Origin of the sequence: Prauserella muralis (assembly GCF_003202285.1) — a bacterium.
Taxonomy (GTDB): domain Bacteria; phylum Actinomycetota; class Actinomycetes; order Mycobacteriales; family Pseudonocardiaceae; genus Prauserella_B; species Prauserella_B muralis.
This window is the reverse complement of record NZ_CM009984.1, coordinates 1-18355: the sequence shown is the minus strand read 5'-3', so window position 1 is coordinate 18355 and position 18355 is coordinate 1. Positions and strand designations below refer to the sequence as shown.

The following is an 18355-nucleotide window of genomic DNA, read 5'->3' as shown; positions in this document are numbered from 1 at the left end:
ACATGACTCCATCCTTCCCAAAGAACAGAGTCTCCGGACTTACCGGGGCGATTCAGGTTGTCGTTGCTGGTGTGCGGCCGGGAGTGGGTCTTGGTGACGCCGAGGTCGGCAAGCAGGAACGCCACCGGCTTGGACGCCATCGAGGAGCCGTTGTCGGCGTGGACGGTCAGCGTGTCGGGGTCGATACCCTGCTTGGCGATGGTGTCAGCCAACAGCTTCTCCGCCAGCGCCGCCGACTCGCCCTCGGCGATCAGCCACCCGACCACGTACCGGCTGAAGATTCCATGATCACGTAGAGGTAGTAGTAGGTCCACTTCGCTGGCCCGTGCAGCTTGGTGATGTCCCATGACCAGCAGGTATTCGGCTTTGTGGCCACGAGTTCGGGCTTGACGCGCGCGGGGTGGGTGGCCTGGCGGCGCCGTTCGTGCACCTCATCGTGCTCGCGCAGCACGCGGTACATGGTCGACACCGAGGCCAGGTAGGTGCCCTCATCGAGCAGCGCGTGGTACACCGTGGCCGGGGCCTTGTCCACGTACTGGGGACTGTTGAGCACCGCCCGCACCTCGGCCCGCTCCGCCGGCGGCAGCGCCCGCGGCTGCGGCTTGCGCTGGCGTTTCGGCCGGTCGGGCGCAGGGCTCTTGCGGTGGCGGCGGTAATGGCTGGCCTGCGGCCGCCCGGCCGCCGTGCAGGCCTTGCGGGTACCGACCAGAGGCTCGAGTTCGGCGATCGCGTCGTCGATCATGACGTGGGCTCGCTCCCGCTGCTCGGGCTGTCGGTCGCGAGCTGCCCCAACAGCGCGGAGAGCTTTCCCTGCACCTCGATCACCTTCCGAGCCTTCTCCAGCTCCGCGGCCAGGCGCTCGTTCTCCCGGCGGAGCTTCGCGTTCTCCCGATCCCGCGGATCGGCCGCCGGCCGACCGGCCGGCTTGGCCAGCGCCGCCAACGCGCCCTGATCCCGCTGCAGCCGCCACCCCGAGATCAACGACGTATACAGGCCCTCCCGCCGCAACAGGGCACCCTTGCCCGCCTTGTCCAGCTCCTCGTACTCGGCCAGGATCTTCGCCTTATAAGACGCGGAATACCTCCGCGACCGCGCCTTCGCCGGAACCTCCGGATCAGGCACCTGCTCGTTGGTCGAACTCACGTGGGGGTCGGACTCCTCGCTCGCCCTCAGGACAATGTTTCAAGATCTAATCTTGCCTCACTTGATCTTGACACAGAGGGCTGGGCGTACTTCTCCACCACCGGCTCGATCGCCTCCACCACCGGCGCCGGCCAGGGTCCCTTCGGCGGGTTCCCGGCCCGCGCCTTGGCAATCCAACGGGTGTAGCTGCGGCGCGGGATGCCGACCAGCGCGGTGAATCTCTGCCCCTTTTCAGGTCGAAGTAGCTAGTCGAGGCGGTGTAGGTCGCCTCGGTGGAGGGTGATCAGCTTGCTCATCGCTTCTGCGTCACCGTCGCTGATTGCTCTGATCATGCCCTCGTGCACATCAAGCGAGTGCGAGACCCGGGACTCCGCCGGCTCGACGAACGCCGCCCGGATAATTCCGTTTCGGAGCAGGGCGACGACGGTCTCGTAAAGTCCGACAGCCACGGTGACGCCGCTGGCCCGGGCGATGGCCTGGTGCAGGCGCATGTTGGCGTCGAGGTAGCCGCGCGGGTCGTGGCGGTGGCGCCGCATGTCCTCGAGGGCCCAGGACATGGCCCGCGCGTCCTCGGGTGTGGCACGGTGGACGGCGAGCGCGGCGAACGCGTCGTCGAAGAAGGTGCGCGCGGCGAAAAGGTCCCGGGGATCCTTGACAGCGGTCGAGAACCAGACGTCGATGACACCGATTCGGAGCTGGGCCGGTGCGTGAGTGACGAACACTCCACCGGAGGGGCCGGGACGCACGCTGATCAAGCCCCGGTCCCGCAGCAGCCGCAGCGCCTCGTCCATCGCCGACGGGCTCGCGCCGTGGCGGGCGATGAGCTCGGTGCGCAGGCCGAGCCTGGCGCCGGCCTCGAGGCCGTGCTCGGCGACCTCCTCCTGTATCGCCTCGGCGATGCGCTCGGCGCGGGATCCGTGCGCCGGAGGGCCGAGCGAGGTGTCTGTCATCGCGTCCCCTTGTAGCAGCTGGCCGAAACTTGGGAAAACTTGGTAAAGTATAACTCCTGATCTGTCATCAAGCGTGCGATGTACGCTGATCGACCCGCGAAATCCCCTTGAAACCTTCGTGAGGATTTTATAGCTTTGCAGCAGGTTGGCCGCATCGACGCGGAAGGTACGGCGCATGGGTGGCAGTGTTGGTTCCGGTGTCGTCGACTGGCACACCCATGTCGTCGCGCCCGATCTGGGAGCTCCGGATCGGGACGGCGGGGACTACGCGTGGCCTGTGATGGAGCGGCTCGATGACACCCACGCGACGATGTGGGTCGGTCGCCGTCGCTATCGCGAGGTCGACGATCGGTGCTGGTCGGCGACCCGGCGGATCGCCGACATGGATGCCGAGGGGGTGGCGGTCCAGGTCGTCTCCCCGATGCCGGTGACGCTGTGCCACGACGCCCCTCCCGCCGGGGTGGTGGAGTTCGCGCGTGCCCAGAACACGTTCTTCGCCGCGCTGGTGGGCGAGGCACCGGATCGGTTCCGCGCGCTGGGCGCCGTGCCCTTACAGGAGGTGGACGCGGCGGTCGCCGAGCTTCGCCGTTGTGTCCAGGATCTGGGGTTTGTCGGTGTCGAAGTCGGCGCCCGGGTGGGGGCTCTTGAGCTGTCCGACCCGGCGTTCGGCCCGTTCTTCGACGCTGCCGACGAGCTCGGCGCGGTGGTGTTCGTCCACCCCGTGGACGAACACCTTGACCCACGGCTGGCCGCGGCCGGCCTTGCGTTCGGCGTCGGTATGCCCGGTGAGACCGCTGTCGCGGGCGCGGGGCTACTGACGGCCGGGACCCTGGTCGATCGCCCGAACGTGCGGGTCTGCTTGGCCCACGGCGGTGGAGCGCTGCCCATGATCCTGCCGAGGGTCGCGAAGGGCCAGGCCATCGCGGCGCCGGGCCGCAGACCGGCCGCCGACGCCGATACCGTCCTGGAGCGTGCCGGAGTCCTGTGGTGTGACTCGCTGACGTACGACACCACCAGCCTGCGCCTGGTCCTCGACCGGGTGGGCGAGGACCACGTGGTGCTCGGTACCGACTACCCCTTCGCCGCCCGTGAGGTGCCGGTGGGCGCGGTGCTGCGTGGCCTCCATCCGGACCTCAAGGCGTTGATCGGTGTCGTGAACGGTGAAGCCCTGATGACCCTTACTCCCGCCACAGAACTGGAGTCACAATGACGACCACTGCGTCCGAGGTCGGCGTCAGCAAGTACGTTGACGTGCGCGGAGTCCGCACCCATTATCACGACGCGGGCACCGGCGATCCGGTGCTCCTGCTCCACGGGTCGGGACCGGGCGTGTCGGCGTGGGCGAACTGGCGGCTGACCCTGCCGGTGCTGGCCGAGCGGTTTCGGGTATTGGCTGCCGACATCGTCGGGTTCGGGCACACCGAGCGGCCCGCGGATGTCTGCTACTCGCTGCGGACCTGGACCAACCACGTCTGGGGCTTCGCCGACGCGATGGGCCTGGAGCGGTTCTCGGTGATCGGGAATTCCCTGGGCGGGCGGATCGGCCTGGAGATGGCCGCCGATCGCCCCGAGCGGATCGCGCGGATGGTCCTCATGGGCTCGCCCGGCGTCGGCATGACGGCCACCGAGGGGCTCAAGGCGGTGCGGGCGTACGAGCCATCGCACGACAACATGCGCACTCTGCTCAAGTCATGGTTCGCGGTCGATCCCGATCTGATTACCGAGGATCTGGTGCGCGACCGCTACGAGGCCAGCGTCGCCCCCGGCGCGCACGAGGCCTATACCGCGATGTTCAACGATCCACGCCACGCTGGTGGGCAGCTGGGAATCACCGAGGAGCAGGTCCGAGCCACTACCCCGCCTGCGCTGCTGGTGCACGGCCGCGAGGACCGGGTGATCCCAGCCGAGATCTCCTGGACCATGGTCGACCTGCTGCCGAACGCCGACCTGCACGTGTTCGCCCGATGCGGGCACTGGACCCAGATCGAACGCGCTGACGAGTTCAACACCGTGGTCGGGGATTACCTCGCCGCGTAGGGAAGTGATCACATGACACTGCTAAACGACCCGCCCAGCGGGTTGATCACCGGCACCGGATCACGGCTGGTGGCCGAGGAGCCCGAACGGTTTCGGGTACACCGCGACGCAATGACCTCGCCCGCCGTGCTCACCGAGGAACAGCGGAGAATCTTCGACCACAATTGGCTGTACGTCGGGCACGAGTCGGAGATCGAGAACCCGGGCGACTACGTACGGCGCCAGGTCGGCGGACGGCCGCTGTTCATGGTGCGCGGCGCCAAGAGCAATCAGGTCAACGTCTTCCACAACTCCTGCACCCATCGCGGTGCGGTGGTGTGCCGCCGGGACCAGGGAAACGCGAAGGTGTTCCAGTGCTTCTACCACGCCTGGACCTTCGACTCCGAGGGCAAGCTCTCCGGAGTGCCCGACCGGGAGGCCTACGGCAACCTCGACTGGGAAGGCCTGGGCCTCAAGCGGGTCGCGCGGGTTGCGTCCTATCGCGGGTTCGTGTTCTGCTGCTACGACCCGGACGTCGTCGAGCTCGAGACCTACCTCGCCGACGCGAAGGACTACCTCGACCTCGTCGTCGATGCCGCACCGGCGGGCATGGAGATCCTCCGCGGCACCAACGAGTACGGCATCGATGCCAACTGGAAGCTGCTGGTCGAGAACTCGATCGACGGCTACCACGCGGTGTCCACTCACGACACCTACTTCAAGTACCTGGTGGCCCTCGGCACCGACGTGTCCGGCGGGGTGGACGGAGTGGGGCGGTCGCTCGGTAACGGTCACGCGGTCATCGACTACCGCGCGCCATGGGGGCGGCCCATCGCGAAGTGGGAGCCTCTCTTCGGCGATGCCGCCCGGGTCGAGATCGACCGGCTGCGCGCCGAGCTGACCGAACGGTTCGGCGAGGCCCGGGCGCGGTGGATGTGTGAGCACAACCGGAACCTGCTCGTCTACCCGAACCTGATCATCAACGACATCCAGGCCGTCACCGTGCGCACCTTCATGCCGGTCGCGGTCGATCGGATGATCGTCACGGCCTGGGAGCTCGCGCCAAGAAACGAGGAGCCGGACGTGCGGCAACGCCGGTTGGACAGCTTTCTGACCTTCCTCGGGCCGGGTGGGTTCGCCACACCCGACGACGTCGAGGCGCTGGAGTCCTGCCAGCAGGGTTTCGCCAGCGGCGGCGTCGAGTGGAACGACATCTCCCGGGGTATGGCGCGGCCGCCTGCGGCCAACGACGAGGCTCAGATGCGGGCGTTCTGGCGACGCTGGCGTGACGATATGGATCGCGACGATCTCCGGAGCATGCCGTGAGCGCCCCGCCGCAGGAAGTCACGGGCACGGTGACCCGCGCCGAGGTCGAGGACCTGCTTTTCCTCGAGGCGGAGTTGCTCGACAACTGGGACCTCGACACCTGGCTGACCCTCTACACCGAGGACGCCCACTACGTCATCCCCGCTACCGACACCCATGACGGCGACCCTGCCGCGGACCTCGTGCTGATCGACGATGACCGGCTGCGGATGACGGCGCGGGTGGAGCGGCTCAACAGCCGCAAGGCCCACCGGGAGTACCCGCACTCGAACCTCAGGCACCTGGTGAGCAACGTCCGGGTCGGCGCCGTCGACGGCTCGTCGGACGATCCCGAGTTCCCGGTGCGGGCGAACTTTGTGGTCTATCGGGCGCGCAACGGCAAGGACGTGAGCTTCGTCGGGAGCTACGAGTACCGGCTGGTGCAGCGCGACGGGCAGCTGCGCATCCGCTCGAAGCGGGTGATGCTGGACATGACTAGCCTCCGCCCGGCCAACGACGTCGCGATCATCCTGTGATGCCGGAGTCCGGGATGGGAGCACTCGAGGGCCGCGTCGCGGTGGTGACCGGTGGGGCGACCGGCATCGGCCGGGCAATCAGTACCCGGCTCGCCGCCGACGGCGCGAGCGTGGTCGTAGCCGGTCTCGATAAGGCCGAGGTCGACGAGGCGGTCGTGGCCCTTGGTCCCCCTGCCGCCGGCTTCGTCGGCGACCTTGCCCAGCCGGGGGCCGCCGAGGACCTGCACGCTACCGCGAACGACGCCTTCGGCGCTGTCGACGTGCTGGTCAACAATGCTGGCGGTGGCGTCATCCTTCCGACGCTGGAGCACACCGAGGAGACTTTGCAGGCCACGATCAACAACAACCTGTGGACGACGCTGCGCTGTTGTCTGGCGTTCCTGCCGGCGATGCGTCGTCGCGGATATGGGCGGATCGTGAACATCGGCGCGGAGTCGGTGCGTAATGGCCTGACCGACCACGCGATCTACAACGCGGCCAAGGGCGGGGTCCACGCCCTGGCCCGCGGGCTGGCGCGCGAGTTCGCGACCGACGGCATCACCGTCAACGTGGTCGCTCCGTCCTACGTCCGTACCGACGCTCTCGACGCCGCGCTGGCCGCCGGCACTGCTCCCGCTCGGCTTCGGAAGGTCCTCGACGACGCCGTGGCCTGGATCCCGATGAACCGGCCGGCGGAGGTCGACGAGGTCGCCGCGGCGGTCGCCTACCTCGCCCGTGAGGACTCGCGTTTCATCACCGGCCAGGTCCTCGGAGTCAACGGCGGAAGCAGCATGCAGTGACAGCCCGGCTCGACAGCAACGACGTCGCCCGACCCTAACTACTTCGCCCTGAAAAAGTCGGCGCGTTGATCCCGTGGGTTTGGGTGGCGGGAGGGGAGGATGGCCTCGACCCCGCAGCAGATCTGAATCAGCGGCCAGGGCGTCCAGAACGACGGGGCGGCCATTCCTTCCGAGCCACCATACGGCAGACAACGATCAGCCACACCCCATCGCCCTGGGCATCCAGGGCATCCAACCCCAGACAAGATCAACCTTAGGGAAGATAACGATGGCCGAGATTCTCGGAATGGGCATGACCCACTACCCGCCGCTGGCCGGCTGCGACGAGACCATGGCGGGCCTGCTGCGCGGCACACTGCGCGACCCCGACATCCCGCCAGAGGAGAAGGACCCGACGCGGTGGCCGGCCGCGATGCAAGCCGAATGGGGCGACGACGAAGGACGTGCCGCAGCGGCGGTCCACCGGGCGGAACTAGTGAAACACCTCGATCGCTGCCGGCAGGCCCTCGACGAGTTCGCCCCCGATGCCATCGTCGTGTGGGGCGACGACCAGTACGAGAACTTCCGCGAGGAGGTCGTGCCGCCGTTCTGCGTACTGGCCTACGATGACCTCAACGTCCACCCGTTCGAAGTGTTGAACGATCTCGGCATGTCCAACGTCTGGGGCTTGCCGGACGAAATGTCGTTCACGCTGCACGGTAACCGTTCGTGGTCGCGCACGTTGGCCGACCGGCTGATCGCCGACGGCTTCGACGTGGCCTACTCCTACCGCAAGCGCGAAGGTGCGCGTTTCCCGCACTCCATCGCGAACACGCAATTGTTCCTCGACTACCATCACGCCGGGCGGGAACTGACCTACCCGTTCATCCCGATCACGGTGAACTGCTACGGCCAGCACGTGATCGCCCGCCGCGGTGGACTGGCGAAATTTGCCGAAATCTGGCAGGACGAGACCGACCCGGTGGGCCCTTCACCCGCTCGGTGCATGGAACTCGGGCGCGGGGTGGCGCGAGCGCTGGCCGCCGACGACCGCCGCTACGTGTTCATCGCGTCGTCGAGCTGGTCGCACGCCTTCCTCACCGACAAGCTCTGGCACATCCGGCCCGACACCACGGCGGACATGGCGCTTTACGACGCCTTCGTCGCCGGGGACTATGAGCGGTGGCGGCGCACGACCACCGCGGAGATTGTCGATGCCGGCCAGCACGAGATGCTGAACTGGTTCTGCCTGCTCGGCGCGATGGAGGAGCTCGGTGCGTCGCTGAACTGGTCGACGATGGTGACCACGGACGTGTTCAACTCCAACAAGTGCTTCGCGCTGTTCAACCCGGCCTCGGCCGACGGCGCACGCCCTCCCACGGCGAGGAATACCACGGCGGCGGTGTCGGCATGACCGCCCGAACGATCGAGAGTCGGGAAGCGATCCGGCAAGCCACGGAGCGGCTCGACCACGCCGCGCGCACCGCGACGCCCTGTCAACCGGTGCGCGACCTGATCGGCAGCAGCGACGTCGATGCTGCCTACGCGGTCCGCGCCGGATGACGAGCCGCGCCGCCGCGGCCACCGGCGGACGATCTGACCAGGGAGGCCAAGGCGATGCGGTGGAAGATGACCGCTGTCGGGTGTTGATCTCGTGGTCTGACGGGGGTGGCAGCGCCGGCAGGCGCCGCCACCGGAGAGGATCACGATCATGAGTGAGGACACCACTAACGTGTGCTCACCCGGGCACTGGACGCCGAATTGGCACAGCATGTGGGCTATGAGAAGGGCGATCCGGCCAGCTCGTCGCGGCGGGTCTTGGACCAGGCATCGGAGCCGTCGATCAGTTCGGTGAGATGGGCGACGAGGTGCTCGCGGACGGCGGCGTCCTGGCTGGCGGCCTTGGGGTTGTAACAGACCACTCGTTTATCGACGGTTCGCGGTGACCAGCGGAATCCGCAGGTGGCATCTGTCGATAACTCGTGTCGAATATCTATGTCGGCAAACCTGTCCGGCGGGTATTGTCGACACATGCTGATCGGCTACGGGCGGGTGTCGACCGCCGAGCAGAACCCGGCGCACCAGATCGACGCGCTCAGCCGAGCCGGAGTGCAGCGGGAGCACATCTACCTTGACACCGCGTCCGGGGCGAAGGCGTCGCGGCCGAAGCTGGACCTGGTGCTCAAGATGCTGCGTGCCGGGGACTCGCTCGTGGTCACTCGGCTGGACCGGCTCGGCCGGTCGATGCTGCATCTGGTCACCTTGGGCGCGGAGCTGCGCGAGCGCGAGGTCGGGTTGAAGGTGATCGAGCAGGGCATCGACACCGCGACGGCCGAGGGACGGGCGATGTTCGGGATGCTGTCGGTGCTGGCGGAGTTCCAGCGGGAACTGATCGCGGCCAACACCCGCGACGGCCTGGCGTCGGCGCGAGCCCGCGGCCGCACCGGCGGCCGGCGCCCGAAACTCACCGCCGCGCAGGTCGGCCAGGCCCAACGGCTTTACGACGAGGGCGAGCACACTGTCGCCGAGATCGCGGCGTTGTTCGGCGTGCCCCGTTCCACCGTGTACGGGCATCTGGACAAGGCCACTGTCGGCGCCCGCCCGAAGGCGGCGCGGCCGCGCACTCCGGCGGCCGAGGCCAAACCGACGTCGAGTGCGCCACCAGACCGGGCCGATCGGTCGGGTTCGGTGGATGCGGCGAACGGGCGGTGCCCGAGCTGCGGCGCCGATGCTGGCCGCAGTGCGCGGGATCGCTGGCAGCAGCGGCAGGACTTGGCGATCACCTGGCTCTACCCCGACCCGCAGCAGCCCGACACGGTGATCGAACGCCACCACTGCGCGGCCTGCCAGCCGCACGAGCACGTCACCGTGCTGGAGTGCCCGGTCTGTGGGGATGGCCCGCTGCTCGCGGGCGAGCTGGCCGGCCAGACCGCGCCGCCTGTGGAACCGGTGCGGGTGTGGCTGGTCGAGCACGGCTGGCACGAGGACCACAAGCGGGGTCTGGTGTGCGGGGCTCATCCGACACCGGTGTCGGCGAGGAGCCCATGGTGACCGCCCGCACCAGCGTGGCGCCGGCCCGGTTCGTGCGCCGGGTGCGGCTGCCTGCCGAGGCAAGCACCGGCCGGTATCCGTTCACGCTGCCCGTGGTGGCCTGGCTCGCCGACAGCGAGGAGGGCCTGGAGTTGCCGGCCGGGGTGACGTTCCTGGTCGGCGAGAACGGCACCGGCAAATCCACCCTGATCGAGGCGCTGGCGGTCGCGGCCGGGTTCAACCCCGAAGGCGGATCCCAGAACTTCCGGTTCGCCACCCGCGCCAGCGAGTCCTCCCTCGGCGACCAGTTGGTGCTGACGTGGGGCACGGCCAAGCCGCGCACCGGATTCTTCCTGCGCGCGGAGTCCTACTACAACGTGGCCTCCGAGATCGAACGCCTCGACCAGGAGCCGGGGCCGCCACTGCTGCCCGCCTACGGTGGCATCTCCCCGCACGAACGTTCGCACGGTGAGTCCTTTGTGGACTTGGTGACGCATCGGTTCGGGCCGGGCGGGCTGTTCCTGCTGGACGAGCCGGAGGCGGCGTTGTCGGTGCGCGGCTGCATGGCCGTGCTGGCGCGGCTGGCCGAACTGGCCCGGCAGGGTTGCCAGATCGTGGTGGCCACGCACTCACCGATCCTGCTCGCCCTCCCGCACGCGACGATCTACGAGATCGGCGAGGACGGCGCGATCGAGCCGGTGGACTACGACCAGGCGTTGCCGGTGCGTCTGACCCGCGAGTTCCTGGCCGCGCCGGATCGGTTCCTGCGTCATCTACTCGCCGACGACGAGCCCTGACCGCGGTGGTGCGGGGGCCGGGCGATCAGTGGTGGACGCGGAATACCTCCGCGACCGCGCCTTCGCCGGAACCTCCGGATCAGGCACCTGCTCGTTGGTCGAACTCACGTGGGGGTCGGACTCCTCGCTCGCCCTCAGGACAATGTTTCAAGATCTAATCTTGCCTCACTTGATCTTGACACAGAGGGCTTCACCCTGATCACGGTGGTGTCCTGAAGTTCCACGCCGACGTTGACTAGTTGGTGGTACAGCTCGGCCCGGCAGGTCACAACGAACGGCCATGTTCCAGGCCGTGCAGCAAGGTTCAACGCCCCAATCAAGGTTCTGGCGAGGACGAGATCCGCACTGTTCGGATCGAGTTCGTCAAGCCCGTCGAAGATGGGCATGATCCAGCCGTCCGCACACATCTCCAGAAGCCCTCTACGGCCGCAGAGCCAGAAGCCCTCTGCGGCCGCAGCCAGAAGCCCTCTACGGCCGCAGCCGCAGCGCAGCCGCAGCGCAGCCGCAGCGCAGCCGCAGCAGCCGCAGCAGCCGCAGCAGCCGCAGCAAGATAGTAGATAAGGCAGCCTTACGGCTGCCGAGGACTGGCCACGGGTGGTGTGGCGGGGTCACACTGGGTGTGTCGCTGCGCTGTCGGAAGAAGGGGGAGAAGACGATGGCCGGTGTGGGTGATCCGGGGCGGGGGCGTCGGCGTCGCCGCGACGGTGTGCCGCGGCCGCATCGGGTGCGGGTTCGGCTCAGTGACCGTGAGTTGGAGTTGATCGGTGGTCGGGCGGCGGCGTTGGGGTTGACGGTGCCGGCGTATCTGGCGATGCGGGGGCAGGAGGATGTGGTGGCGCCGCAGCGGGGGGCGGCGGTGAGTCCGGCGCAGATGCGGGCGCTGGTGGCGGAGCTGTATGCGCTGAAGCGCATTTTGCGGGGCGCGGGCACGAATCTGAATCAGCTGGCGAAGGTGGCGAACGCGACGGGGGAGGCGCCGTCGGAGGCGTGGCATCACGCCGCCCGGATCGAGCGGACGTTGCCGCGGCTGGATGAGTTTTTGGCCGGGTTGAAGGCGTGGATGCTGCCGTGATCGCGAAGGTCATCTCCGAGCGCGGCACCCGCACTCGTGGGCTGGTCGAGTATCTGTGGGGGCCGGGCGAGGCCAACGAGCACACCGAGCCGCATGTGGTCGCGGCGTGGGATCCGACGTTCGTGCGCGCGGCGAGCGAGCCGGTCTTTGATGCGTTCGAGCGTGGTCTGCTGGCGCGGGAGATGGAGGCGCCGCTGCGGCTGCACCACATCACACCGGGCAAGCACGTGTATCACGTGCCGGTCAGCGTGCACGTCGAGGACGGTGAGCTCAGCGACGAGCAGTGGGCGCAGGTGGCGCAGGAGGCCGCGGAGGCGCTGGGCTTCACTGAGACGGACACGCGCAGCGCGGTGCCGTGGATGGCGATGCGGCACGGGTTGTCCAAGGAGGGCAACGACCACATTCACTTCGTCGCGGTGCTCTATCGCGAAAGCGGTGAGGCCGTCTCGGTGCACCGGGACTTCGCGGTGTGGGAGGAGATCCGCCATGCCGCTGAGGACCGCTGGGGGCTGCGCAAGACGCGCCGCCGGGGCGGTGGTCTTCCGGAGCTCAAGCGGGGCGAGATCGCCCGCGCGGAGCGGGAACAGCGGGCCGAGCCGGCCCGGCAGACGTTGGCGCGCACGGTGCGCGCGGCCGCGACCGCCGCCCGCGATGAGGCCGAGTTCGTGCACCGCGTGCGCCAGGCGGGGCTGCTGATCCGGCCCCGCTGGGAACAGGGCGGGCAGCGCCACGCGACCGGCTACGCGGTCGCGCTCACGCCCGCGGCGGGGGAGCGCCCGATCTGGTACGGCGGCGGCAAACTCGCAGCCGATCTGACCCTCACCAGTTTGCGCGAACGGTGGCCACAGGCCTCGCCGGAGCGGGACGCCGACACACTGCGCGCGTGGCGCCCGGCCGGGTGGCGGCAGCTGCCCACCGGCACCCAGGTGAGCCGGACCCGGTTGCGCGCCGAGGCGTGGCAGCTGGCCGCGGACAAGACCACCGAGGTGCGCACGGCGCTGGCCCGCGTCGACCCGCACGACAGCGCCACCTGGTCGGGGGTGGCGCACGAAGCGGCCGGGGTGCTGGCCGCGCTGGCCGGGCGCGTGGACATCGACCGGCGCGGCGAGTTGCGCCGCGCCGCCGACGCGCTGGCCCGCTCGGCGCAGCCCGAGCGCGGGGTGCGGGCCGTGCGCCGCCCAACGGTCGCGCACGCCCTGGCCGGGGTGGTGCGCACCGCCACCGACGCGCTGCTGGCCGCGCACGGCGGCCCGTACGCGGCGGCCGCGCTGGTCATTCAGATGGGGCGCCTGGCGCAGGCCATCCAGCACGCCCACGCCGCCGCCGGACGCGCCGTGGAGGCGGAACGCAGCGCGCAGGCCGCACGGGAGATGCTCGACTACGTACGGCAGACCCCGCGACCCGAGCCCACGCCCGCTGCCGAGCAGGCCCACGAGCAGGCACCGGGCCGTCCGCGTCCGGCGCCGCGGCCGCTGGGCGAACGGTCGCTGGGCGAACGTGACCGACACAGCAGCACCGGGAAGGAGCCGGGCCGTGACCGAGAACGCTGAGGCCGAACGCCACCTGACCCAGTCGATGAGCGCGGCCCTGTCGGTGGCGCTCAACATTGCCGTGCAGATGCAGTACCTGCGCGCCGACAAGGCCCGGCGGGCGCAGCACGAGAGCGAGCAGCGCCGCCGCGAGGTGGAGCAGCAGCTGGCCGCCGAGCGGGAAACGGCGGCGGTGTCGTGGCGGCGCGTCGACGACCGCGAGTGGGTGGCCACCCGGCCGGCCGAGGTCGCCGAGGCGTGGGCCTCGGCGCGCGCGTGGGAGTCGGTCGACCCTCGCGCGGCGGAGGCCCGCGCGAAGTTCGACACCCTGCTCGGCGCGCTCTACGGCGAGACGCATCCGGCGGTCGACGTCGCCCGGGAGACCGAGGACTACACCGCTCTGGCGGCGTTGCTGCAGCGCGCGGTGGAGATCACCCCGGAGCAGGCCGCGAACCCGCGCGTGTATGAGGTGGTGCCTGAGCACGAGCGGCACGCGTGGCTGGAGCGGCAGGTGTGGGGCCCGGAAGCCGACCCGGACACGCGGGTGGCGGCCTCGGCGCAGCTGGCAGATCTGGAGCGCGGCCTGCCGGTGGCGGTGCTGCGGGAGATGGACACGCAGACCCGGCAGGCCTGGATCGAGCTCGGCGAGCTGGACCCCGAGGAGCGCCGCGCCTGGCGGCACGCATGGCTGCAGCGGCAGGTGTGGGGCCCCGACACGGCCGAGCACCGGCGCAGCGAGAGCGCGGCCGCGCTCGCGGAGCTGGAAAGCGGCGGGCCCGAGCGGCTGGAGCCGGAAGCCTGGCACGCCTGGGTCGCCGAAGTGCGCCAGCGCAACCAGGACCGCACCGCCACCCCGCCGGACACGAGCCCGCCCGTCACCACCGAGCAGACGGCCCAGCGTCAGCGTGACACCACCGTCACCTCCCCAGAGACCACGCCCACGCCGGCGCCGCGAGGGCGCACGGCAGAGCGAGGAGAGAACGAGCACGAGCGGCTGGCCCGCACGGCCGCCACGGTGCGCCAGGTGTGGCCGCAGGAGGTCGCCGAACAGGTCGTCACACGGGAGGCGTTCGGCGCGTTCGCGCACCGACTGCACCAACTCGAGCAGCGAGGCTACGCCATGCGCGACCTGCTCGGCATGATCCCCACTGACCACCTGGTCGGCACCGACCGCTACGGCCAGCCCGTGCGCGACCCGGCCGCGTTCGCCGAATGGCATGTCAAACAACTGGCCACATCGCTGCCCGAGAAGGCCGCAGCCGAGGCCGGAATCGAGCAGCTGGAGCGCTACGTCGCCGCCCACACCCGGCAGCAGACAGACGGTCGCGACAGAGACGAGGGCCACGCCGACATCGCGCACGCGCGCGCCGAGCACGATCAGGCCCACGCCGAGCGCGAGGCAGCCGACCGGGATCGCGACCGCGCCAGCGAGCCGGACGTGCCCGCCCACCAGCGCGGGCCGCTGGAGGCTGCAGCCGACGGCCACGAGCAGCGCGCCAGTGAACATGACGGCGCCGCCGCCGGCCACGAGGCCGTCGCCGAGGACGCGAGCAGCCGCGGCGCCTACGCCGACGGGGCCGAGCCCGCACGCCTGGCCGGGCAAAGCCACCCGCGCACCCTCAACGAAAGCCTCAAGGCCAGCCAGCGGGCGCAGTCCCAACGCCAGGGGCGAACCCCAGCGCACCTGCGGCGCTACCGGCTCGCCACGCCCGAACGCACTCGCTGAACGCCCGCGCCGTTGGTGATCGCACCCGAAGCCGGGCCGCGAGGAACCCAACGGTGACGGGCTGCGTCCGTATGAACGTGATCTGTTACGACGCTGGAGGGGGGCCAGCAGGCGTGCGCCTGCTGGCCAGCGAAGGGACATTCTTCGATGGACAGAACACGACTGCGTCGACGCTGCGTGGAGCTGGTCGACAAGCTTGACCGTGAGGTGGGGTTCCCGGCGCCGTGGGACCTGGACGAGTTCGTCGATCGGCTGGAGCGGCACCGGGGGCGGCCGATCGATCTGATCGAGCTGGACGGCCCGGTCGGCGAGATCACCGGGATGTGGTTGCGCCGGGAGGACCGCGACGTGATCGGCTACCCGGGCAACACCACCACGCACCACCAGGACGTGGTGGTGCTGCACGAGCTGGCGCACATGCTGTTCGAACACGCGGGCCTGTGCGTGTTCTCGGACGCCAGCCGGATCGCGCCGAGTCTGCACCCGGAGGCGTTTGAGCACCTGCTGGGCCGCGCGGACGGCGCCGACGACGAGTTCATGGCCGAGACGGTGGCCACCCTCGCGTTGACCCGCATCTGGCAGGGCGACCGACAGACCCGGCCGGAGGGTGAGTTGGCCCGGCGGGTGACGGAGGCATTCGGGTAATGGCCGCCGCGACGCTGTTCTACGTGGTCGCGTTGGCGGGCGCGGTCGCGGTGGTGGTGCGGGTGGCGCGGCTACGCCGGAGCCCGAACCGCCCCGCCGCGCGCGCCTACATCGCGCTGCTGGCCGCGCTGACGCTGACATTCGCGGTGATGGCCACGCCCACCCAGGCGTGGATCAACCAGCGGGTGCTCGATGGCGGCAAGCTGCTGGGCAACGTCTCGACCCTGGTCGCGGCCTACGCTGTGGTCGCGCTGCATTCCTACACCCGCTGGCCCGCCGAGCAGGCGTGGCCACGGCTGCGCTGGCGCCTGGCCTTGTTGCTGGCCGCGTGCGGCACGCTGGTGGTGACCTTCGCGTTGCCGCACCCGGTGCCGTTGACGGGCAGCTTCGATGGTCTGTACGCGCTGGATCCGTCGCTGGCCGTCTACACCACTGCCTACGCGCTGTTTCTGGGCCTGGCGCTGGCCGACCACGTGCGCCTGTCGCTGGCCTTCGCGCGCGCGGCGCCGCGGTTCCTGCGGGCCGGGCTGCGGCTGCTGGCTGTGGCGGGGGTCGGCGGGCTGCTGTACGCGGCGTCGAAGCTGGCCATCGTGGTGCACCGGCTGGCCACCGGGGCGACGCACCAGCCGGGCAACGACGCTGGGGTCTGCCACGGTGCGTTTTCCTCTCTCGGCTGCACCGTCGCGGTCGGCGGGCCCGGCCTGGTCGGTCTGCTGGCGGTGGCCGGGGTCCTGGCCTGGGCGGCCTCTGCGCGGCTGGAGAACCTCGCGCACTGGACCAGCATCCTGCGCACCTACCGGCGGCTGGAGCCGCTGTGGCAGGCTGTCACCGCCGCGGTGCCCGAGGCGCGCGGCGACCGCGCCACCGCTGCCGAGCTGGCCGAACCTCGCGAGCTGACGTGGCGGCTGGCCCGCCGCTACGTCGAGATCCGGGACGGTCTGCTGCTGCTGAGCCGCTACCGCACCCACCATCCCCAGCCGGGGAAGAGCACCGCGGCCGCCGAGGCCCGTGCGATCCAGGCCGCGATCGAGGCCAAACAGACCGGTCGTCCAGGCCGGGATGGCGCGGCGTCACTGGCCGTGCCATCTGGTCAGCTGGCCGTGGACACTGACACCGCCTGGCTCGAACAGGTCGCGGCCGCGTACACGCGCCTGCCACGCCGCCCGCCCGAGACCCCGGAAGGAACCGCCCCGTGACACGCGTCTACATCGACACCGACGGCGGCCTCGACGACGCGCTCGCCCTGGCGTTCCTGCTGCGCCACCCTGACCCCGAGGTGGCCGCGATCGGCTCCGTGCACGGCAACGTCACCGCCGAGGCTGCCGCCCGCAACAGCCTGCGCCTGCTCGAGCTGCTCGACACCGAGGTTCCGGTCGTGGTCGGTGCCGACCGGCCGCTACAACGCGAGCTGCACCTGCGCCACCCCGACGACCCCGCCGCCGCGATCCTCGGCCCCGCCGAACGGGCCACCCCCGCGACGGGCGCAGCGGCCGAGCGGATCGTGCAGCTCGCCCACGAATCCGGGGAGCCACTGTCGCTGCTTATGATCGGCCCGCTGACCAACCTTGCCCTCGCGCTCCGCCAGGAACCGCACCTGCCCACGCTGGTGGGCACGGTGATCGCCATGGGCGGAGCCTTCCACTGCCAGGGCAACATCACCCCGCACGCCGAAAGCAACATCTGGCACGACCCCGACGCCGCCGCCGAGGTGCTGGCCGCCGGCTTTGCCGACCTGACCTTCGTGGGCCTCGACGTCACCCGCCACGTGCAGCCCACCACCGACTGGCTGCGCGCCCTGGCCGACGACCCACTGCCCTGGGGGCCCTACGCCCACGCCTTGGCCGCCCTGCCAGCCGAGCAACGGCCACCCCTACCACTGCACGACCCCCTCGCCGCGGCCGTGCTGCTCGCCCCCGACATCACCACCCGGCACAGCGGCCACGTCACTGTTGAGCTCACCGACGACGAGCACCGCGGCCACACCTCGCTGCACCCGGATCCGCGCTGCGGGACCCGCGTACATGTCGCGGCAGAGGTCGATGCCACGGCCGCGCTCCAGGTGCTACTCCACGGCCTGAGTTGCTGACCGGCTTTTCTTTGTCACCATCGACTCCGCTTACGCACGAGCGGATAGCCATTGCCGCCAAGCCCGTGTGGGTGGCGGGGCCGGTTGGCCAGGCCGGGTCGTGGTCATCAACGAACTCACAAGGCTGTCGTCGGTGCGAAAACGTGCGTTTACGCTCTCGGTCGGTGTGGAACAACTCCGCAACCTCAAGGCCGTCCAACGCCCGGGGGCGAACCCCAGCACATCTGCGGGGCTACCGGCTCGCAACGCAGTGAGCGCGCCCGCTGAGCGGCGGCGTCGTCGCGCTGGGTGGTATCCACTGACGGGTCGGGGCTTGATCAACGCTTGGGTGCGCTGCTGTGCCATAACCGTGCTTCGGACGGGGCACGCCCTGTGGTGCAGGTGAGAGTGGCTGGGAATCTAGGGACAGATTCCCAGCCACTTTGGCCCAGGGACGCCGCGCCAACGACGAGCCCGGAAATCCTGATGCTCGCCCGGACCGACGGGTGGCTCAGGAGTGCGCCTATTCAGGTTGCGCAGGTAAGAGAATCGCACCTCCAGCCGGACAATCGCTAGGCCAGTCGCTGGTCACTTACTGGACAGATTTTTCTGCTCGTGAAGAGAGGGGTGGACCGTGGTTGAGCAGGGAACACGTACCCGAGTCAGCGGGCGCCGCGATCTGCTGGGACAACAGCCGGACAATGTGAGACTATTAATGGAAGAACCAGCACTGGGGTTGTCAACGCTTCGCGAATTTTGACCCCGTGTGGTCCGTGGGTTCGA

General features: G+C 69.8%; 19 protein-coding genes and 1 pseudogene. 15 read left to right on the top strand and 5 right to left on the bottom strand.

The window, feature by feature from the left end:
* Positions 1–56: 56 nt before the first annotated feature.
* From BAY60_RS36675 to BAY60_RS00080, 3 genes and pseudogenes are all read right to left on the bottom strand, one after another.
* Positions 57–742, bottom strand: a pseudogene (locus BAY60_RS36675) (transposase); the annotation flags it as partial.
* Positions 739–1143, bottom strand: coding sequence for a hypothetical protein (locus tag BAY60_RS00090; protein ID WP_211787784.1), 405 nt, complete (start codon positions 1141–1143; stop codon positions 739–741). The gene BAY60_RS00090 and the pseudogene BAY60_RS36675, both read right to left, overlap by 4 nt.
* Before the next feature lie 245 nt (positions 1144–1388).
* Positions 1389–2093 carry a FadR/GntR family transcriptional regulator gene (locus tag BAY60_RS00080; RefSeq protein ID WP_112278764.1) on the bottom strand — a complete coding sequence of 235 codons (705 nt, stop codon included), beginning with the start codon at positions 2091–2093 and terminating at the stop codon, positions 1389–1391.
* A gap of 175 nt (positions 2094–2268) precedes the next feature.
* On the opposite strand from BAY60_RS00080, the gene BAY60_RS00075 reads away from it, so the two are divergent.
* The 7 genes from BAY60_RS00075 to BAY60_RS00045 all read left to right on the top strand — a co-directional run bounded on the left by BAY60_RS00075 (position 2269) and on the right by BAY60_RS00045 (position 8271).
* A complete protein-coding gene (locus BAY60_RS00075) occupies positions 2269–3303 on the top strand; it encodes an amidohydrolase family protein (RefSeq protein WP_112278763.1) in 1035 nt (344 codons plus the stop codon).
* Positions 3300–4130, top strand: coding sequence for an alpha/beta fold hydrolase (locus tag BAY60_RS00070; RefSeq protein WP_112278762.1), 831 nt, complete (start codon positions 3300–3302; stop codon positions 4128–4130). The genes BAY60_RS00075 and BAY60_RS00070 overlap by 4 nt, the downstream gene beginning before the upstream one ends.
* A gap of 12 nt (positions 4131–4142) precedes the next feature.
* Positions 4143–5435 carry an aromatic ring-hydroxylating oxygenase subunit alpha gene (locus BAY60_RS00065; protein WP_112278761.1) on the top strand — a complete coding sequence of 431 codons (1293 nt, stop codon included), beginning with the start codon at positions 4143–4145 and terminating at the stop codon, positions 5433–5435.
* Positions 5432–5950 carry an aromatic-ring-hydroxylating dioxygenase subunit beta gene (locus BAY60_RS00060; RefSeq protein WP_112278760.1) on the top strand — a complete coding sequence of 173 codons (519 nt, stop codon included), beginning with the start codon at positions 5432–5434 and terminating at the stop codon, positions 5948–5950. Before BAY60_RS00065 ends, BAY60_RS00060 begins: the two co-directional genes overlap by 4 nt.
* Before the next feature lie 14 nt (positions 5951–5964).
* A complete protein-coding gene (locus BAY60_RS00055; protein ID WP_112278759.1) occupies positions 5965–6729 on the top strand; it encodes an SDR family NAD(P)-dependent oxidoreductase in 765 nt (254 codons plus the stop codon).
* 268 nt (positions 6730–6997) lie between these two features.
* Positions 6998–8122 (top strand): DODA-type extradiol aromatic ring-opening family dioxygenase, encoded by a 1125-nt coding sequence (locus BAY60_RS00050; RefSeq protein WP_112278758.1) that lies wholly within the window; start codon positions 6998–7000, stop codon positions 8120–8122.
* Positions 8119–8271: a hypothetical protein gene (locus BAY60_RS00045; RefSeq protein WP_211330154.1), complete on the top strand. Its 153-nt coding sequence runs from the start codon at positions 8119–8121 to the stop codon at positions 8269–8271. Before BAY60_RS00050 ends, BAY60_RS00045 begins: the two co-directional genes overlap by 4 nt.
* Positions 8272–8486: 215 nt before the next feature.
* Here BAY60_RS00045 and BAY60_RS36945 read toward each other — a convergent pair whose 3' ends face one another.
* A complete protein-coding gene (locus BAY60_RS36945; protein WP_170160281.1) occupies positions 8487–8630 on the bottom strand; it encodes a hypothetical protein in 144 nt (47 codons plus the stop codon).
* A gap of 109 nt (positions 8631–8739) precedes the next feature.
* Between BAY60_RS36945 and BAY60_RS00040 the strand changes: the two genes are divergently transcribed.
* Both BAY60_RS00040 and BAY60_RS00035 read left to right on the top strand, forming a co-directional pair.
* Positions 8740–9759, top strand: coding sequence for a recombinase family protein (locus tag BAY60_RS00040; protein WP_112278757.1), 1020 nt, complete (start codon positions 8740–8742; stop codon positions 9757–9759).
* On the top strand, positions 9753–10535 hold the full coding sequence (locus BAY60_RS00035; RefSeq protein ID WP_112278875.1) for an AAA family ATPase: 783 nt from the start codon (positions 9753–9755) through the stop codon (positions 10533–10535). The genes BAY60_RS00040 and BAY60_RS00035 overlap by 7 nt, the downstream gene beginning before the upstream one ends.
* Positions 10536–10669: 134 nt before the next feature.
* Here BAY60_RS00035 and BAY60_RS36670 read toward each other — a convergent pair whose 3' ends face one another.
* The gene (locus tag BAY60_RS36670) at positions 10670–10921 is read right to left on the bottom strand and encodes a hypothetical protein (protein ID WP_146770952.1); all 252 of its coding nucleotides are present in this window, start codon (positions 10919–10921) and stop codon (positions 10670–10672) included.
* A gap of 269 nt (positions 10922–11190) precedes the next feature.
* Here BAY60_RS36670 and BAY60_RS00030 point away from each other — a divergent pair, with 269 nt between their 5' ends.
* The 6 genes from BAY60_RS00030 to BAY60_RS00005 all read left to right on the top strand — a co-directional run bounded on the left by BAY60_RS00030 (position 11191) and on the right by BAY60_RS00005 (position 17593).
* Positions 11191–11607 carry a plasmid mobilization protein gene (locus BAY60_RS00030; RefSeq protein WP_146770951.1) on the top strand — a complete coding sequence of 139 codons (417 nt, stop codon included), beginning with the start codon at positions 11191–11193 and terminating at the stop codon, positions 11605–11607.
* Positions 11592–13157 (top strand): relaxase/mobilization nuclease domain-containing protein, encoded by a 1566-nt coding sequence (locus BAY60_RS00025; protein WP_170160280.1) that lies wholly within the window; start codon positions 11592–11594, stop codon positions 13155–13157. Before BAY60_RS00030 ends, BAY60_RS00025 begins: the two co-directional genes overlap by 16 nt.
* The gene (locus BAY60_RS00020) at positions 13141–14862 is read left to right on the top strand and encodes a hypothetical protein (RefSeq protein ID WP_112278754.1); all 1722 of its coding nucleotides are present in this window, start codon (positions 13141–13143) and stop codon (positions 14860–14862) included. The genes BAY60_RS00025 and BAY60_RS00020 overlap by 17 nt, the downstream gene beginning before the upstream one ends.
* Before the next feature lie 147 nt (positions 14863–15009).
* Entirely contained in the window at positions 15010–15507 is a 498-nt protein-coding gene (locus tag BAY60_RS00015) for a hypothetical protein (RefSeq protein WP_146770950.1), read from the top strand.
* Positions 15507–16703 (top strand): MAB_1171c family putative transporter, encoded by a 1197-nt coding sequence (locus tag BAY60_RS00010; RefSeq protein ID WP_112278752.1) that lies wholly within the window; start codon positions 15507–15509, stop codon positions 16701–16703. The genes BAY60_RS00015 and BAY60_RS00010 overlap by 1 nt, the downstream gene beginning before the upstream one ends.
* Complete coding sequence (locus BAY60_RS00005) at positions 16700–17593, top strand: nucleoside hydrolase (protein WP_170160279.1); 894 nt, start codon at positions 16700–16702, stop codon at positions 17591–17593. Before BAY60_RS00010 ends, BAY60_RS00005 begins: the two co-directional genes overlap by 4 nt.
* The last annotated feature ends 762 nt before the right edge of the window (positions 17594–18355 follow it).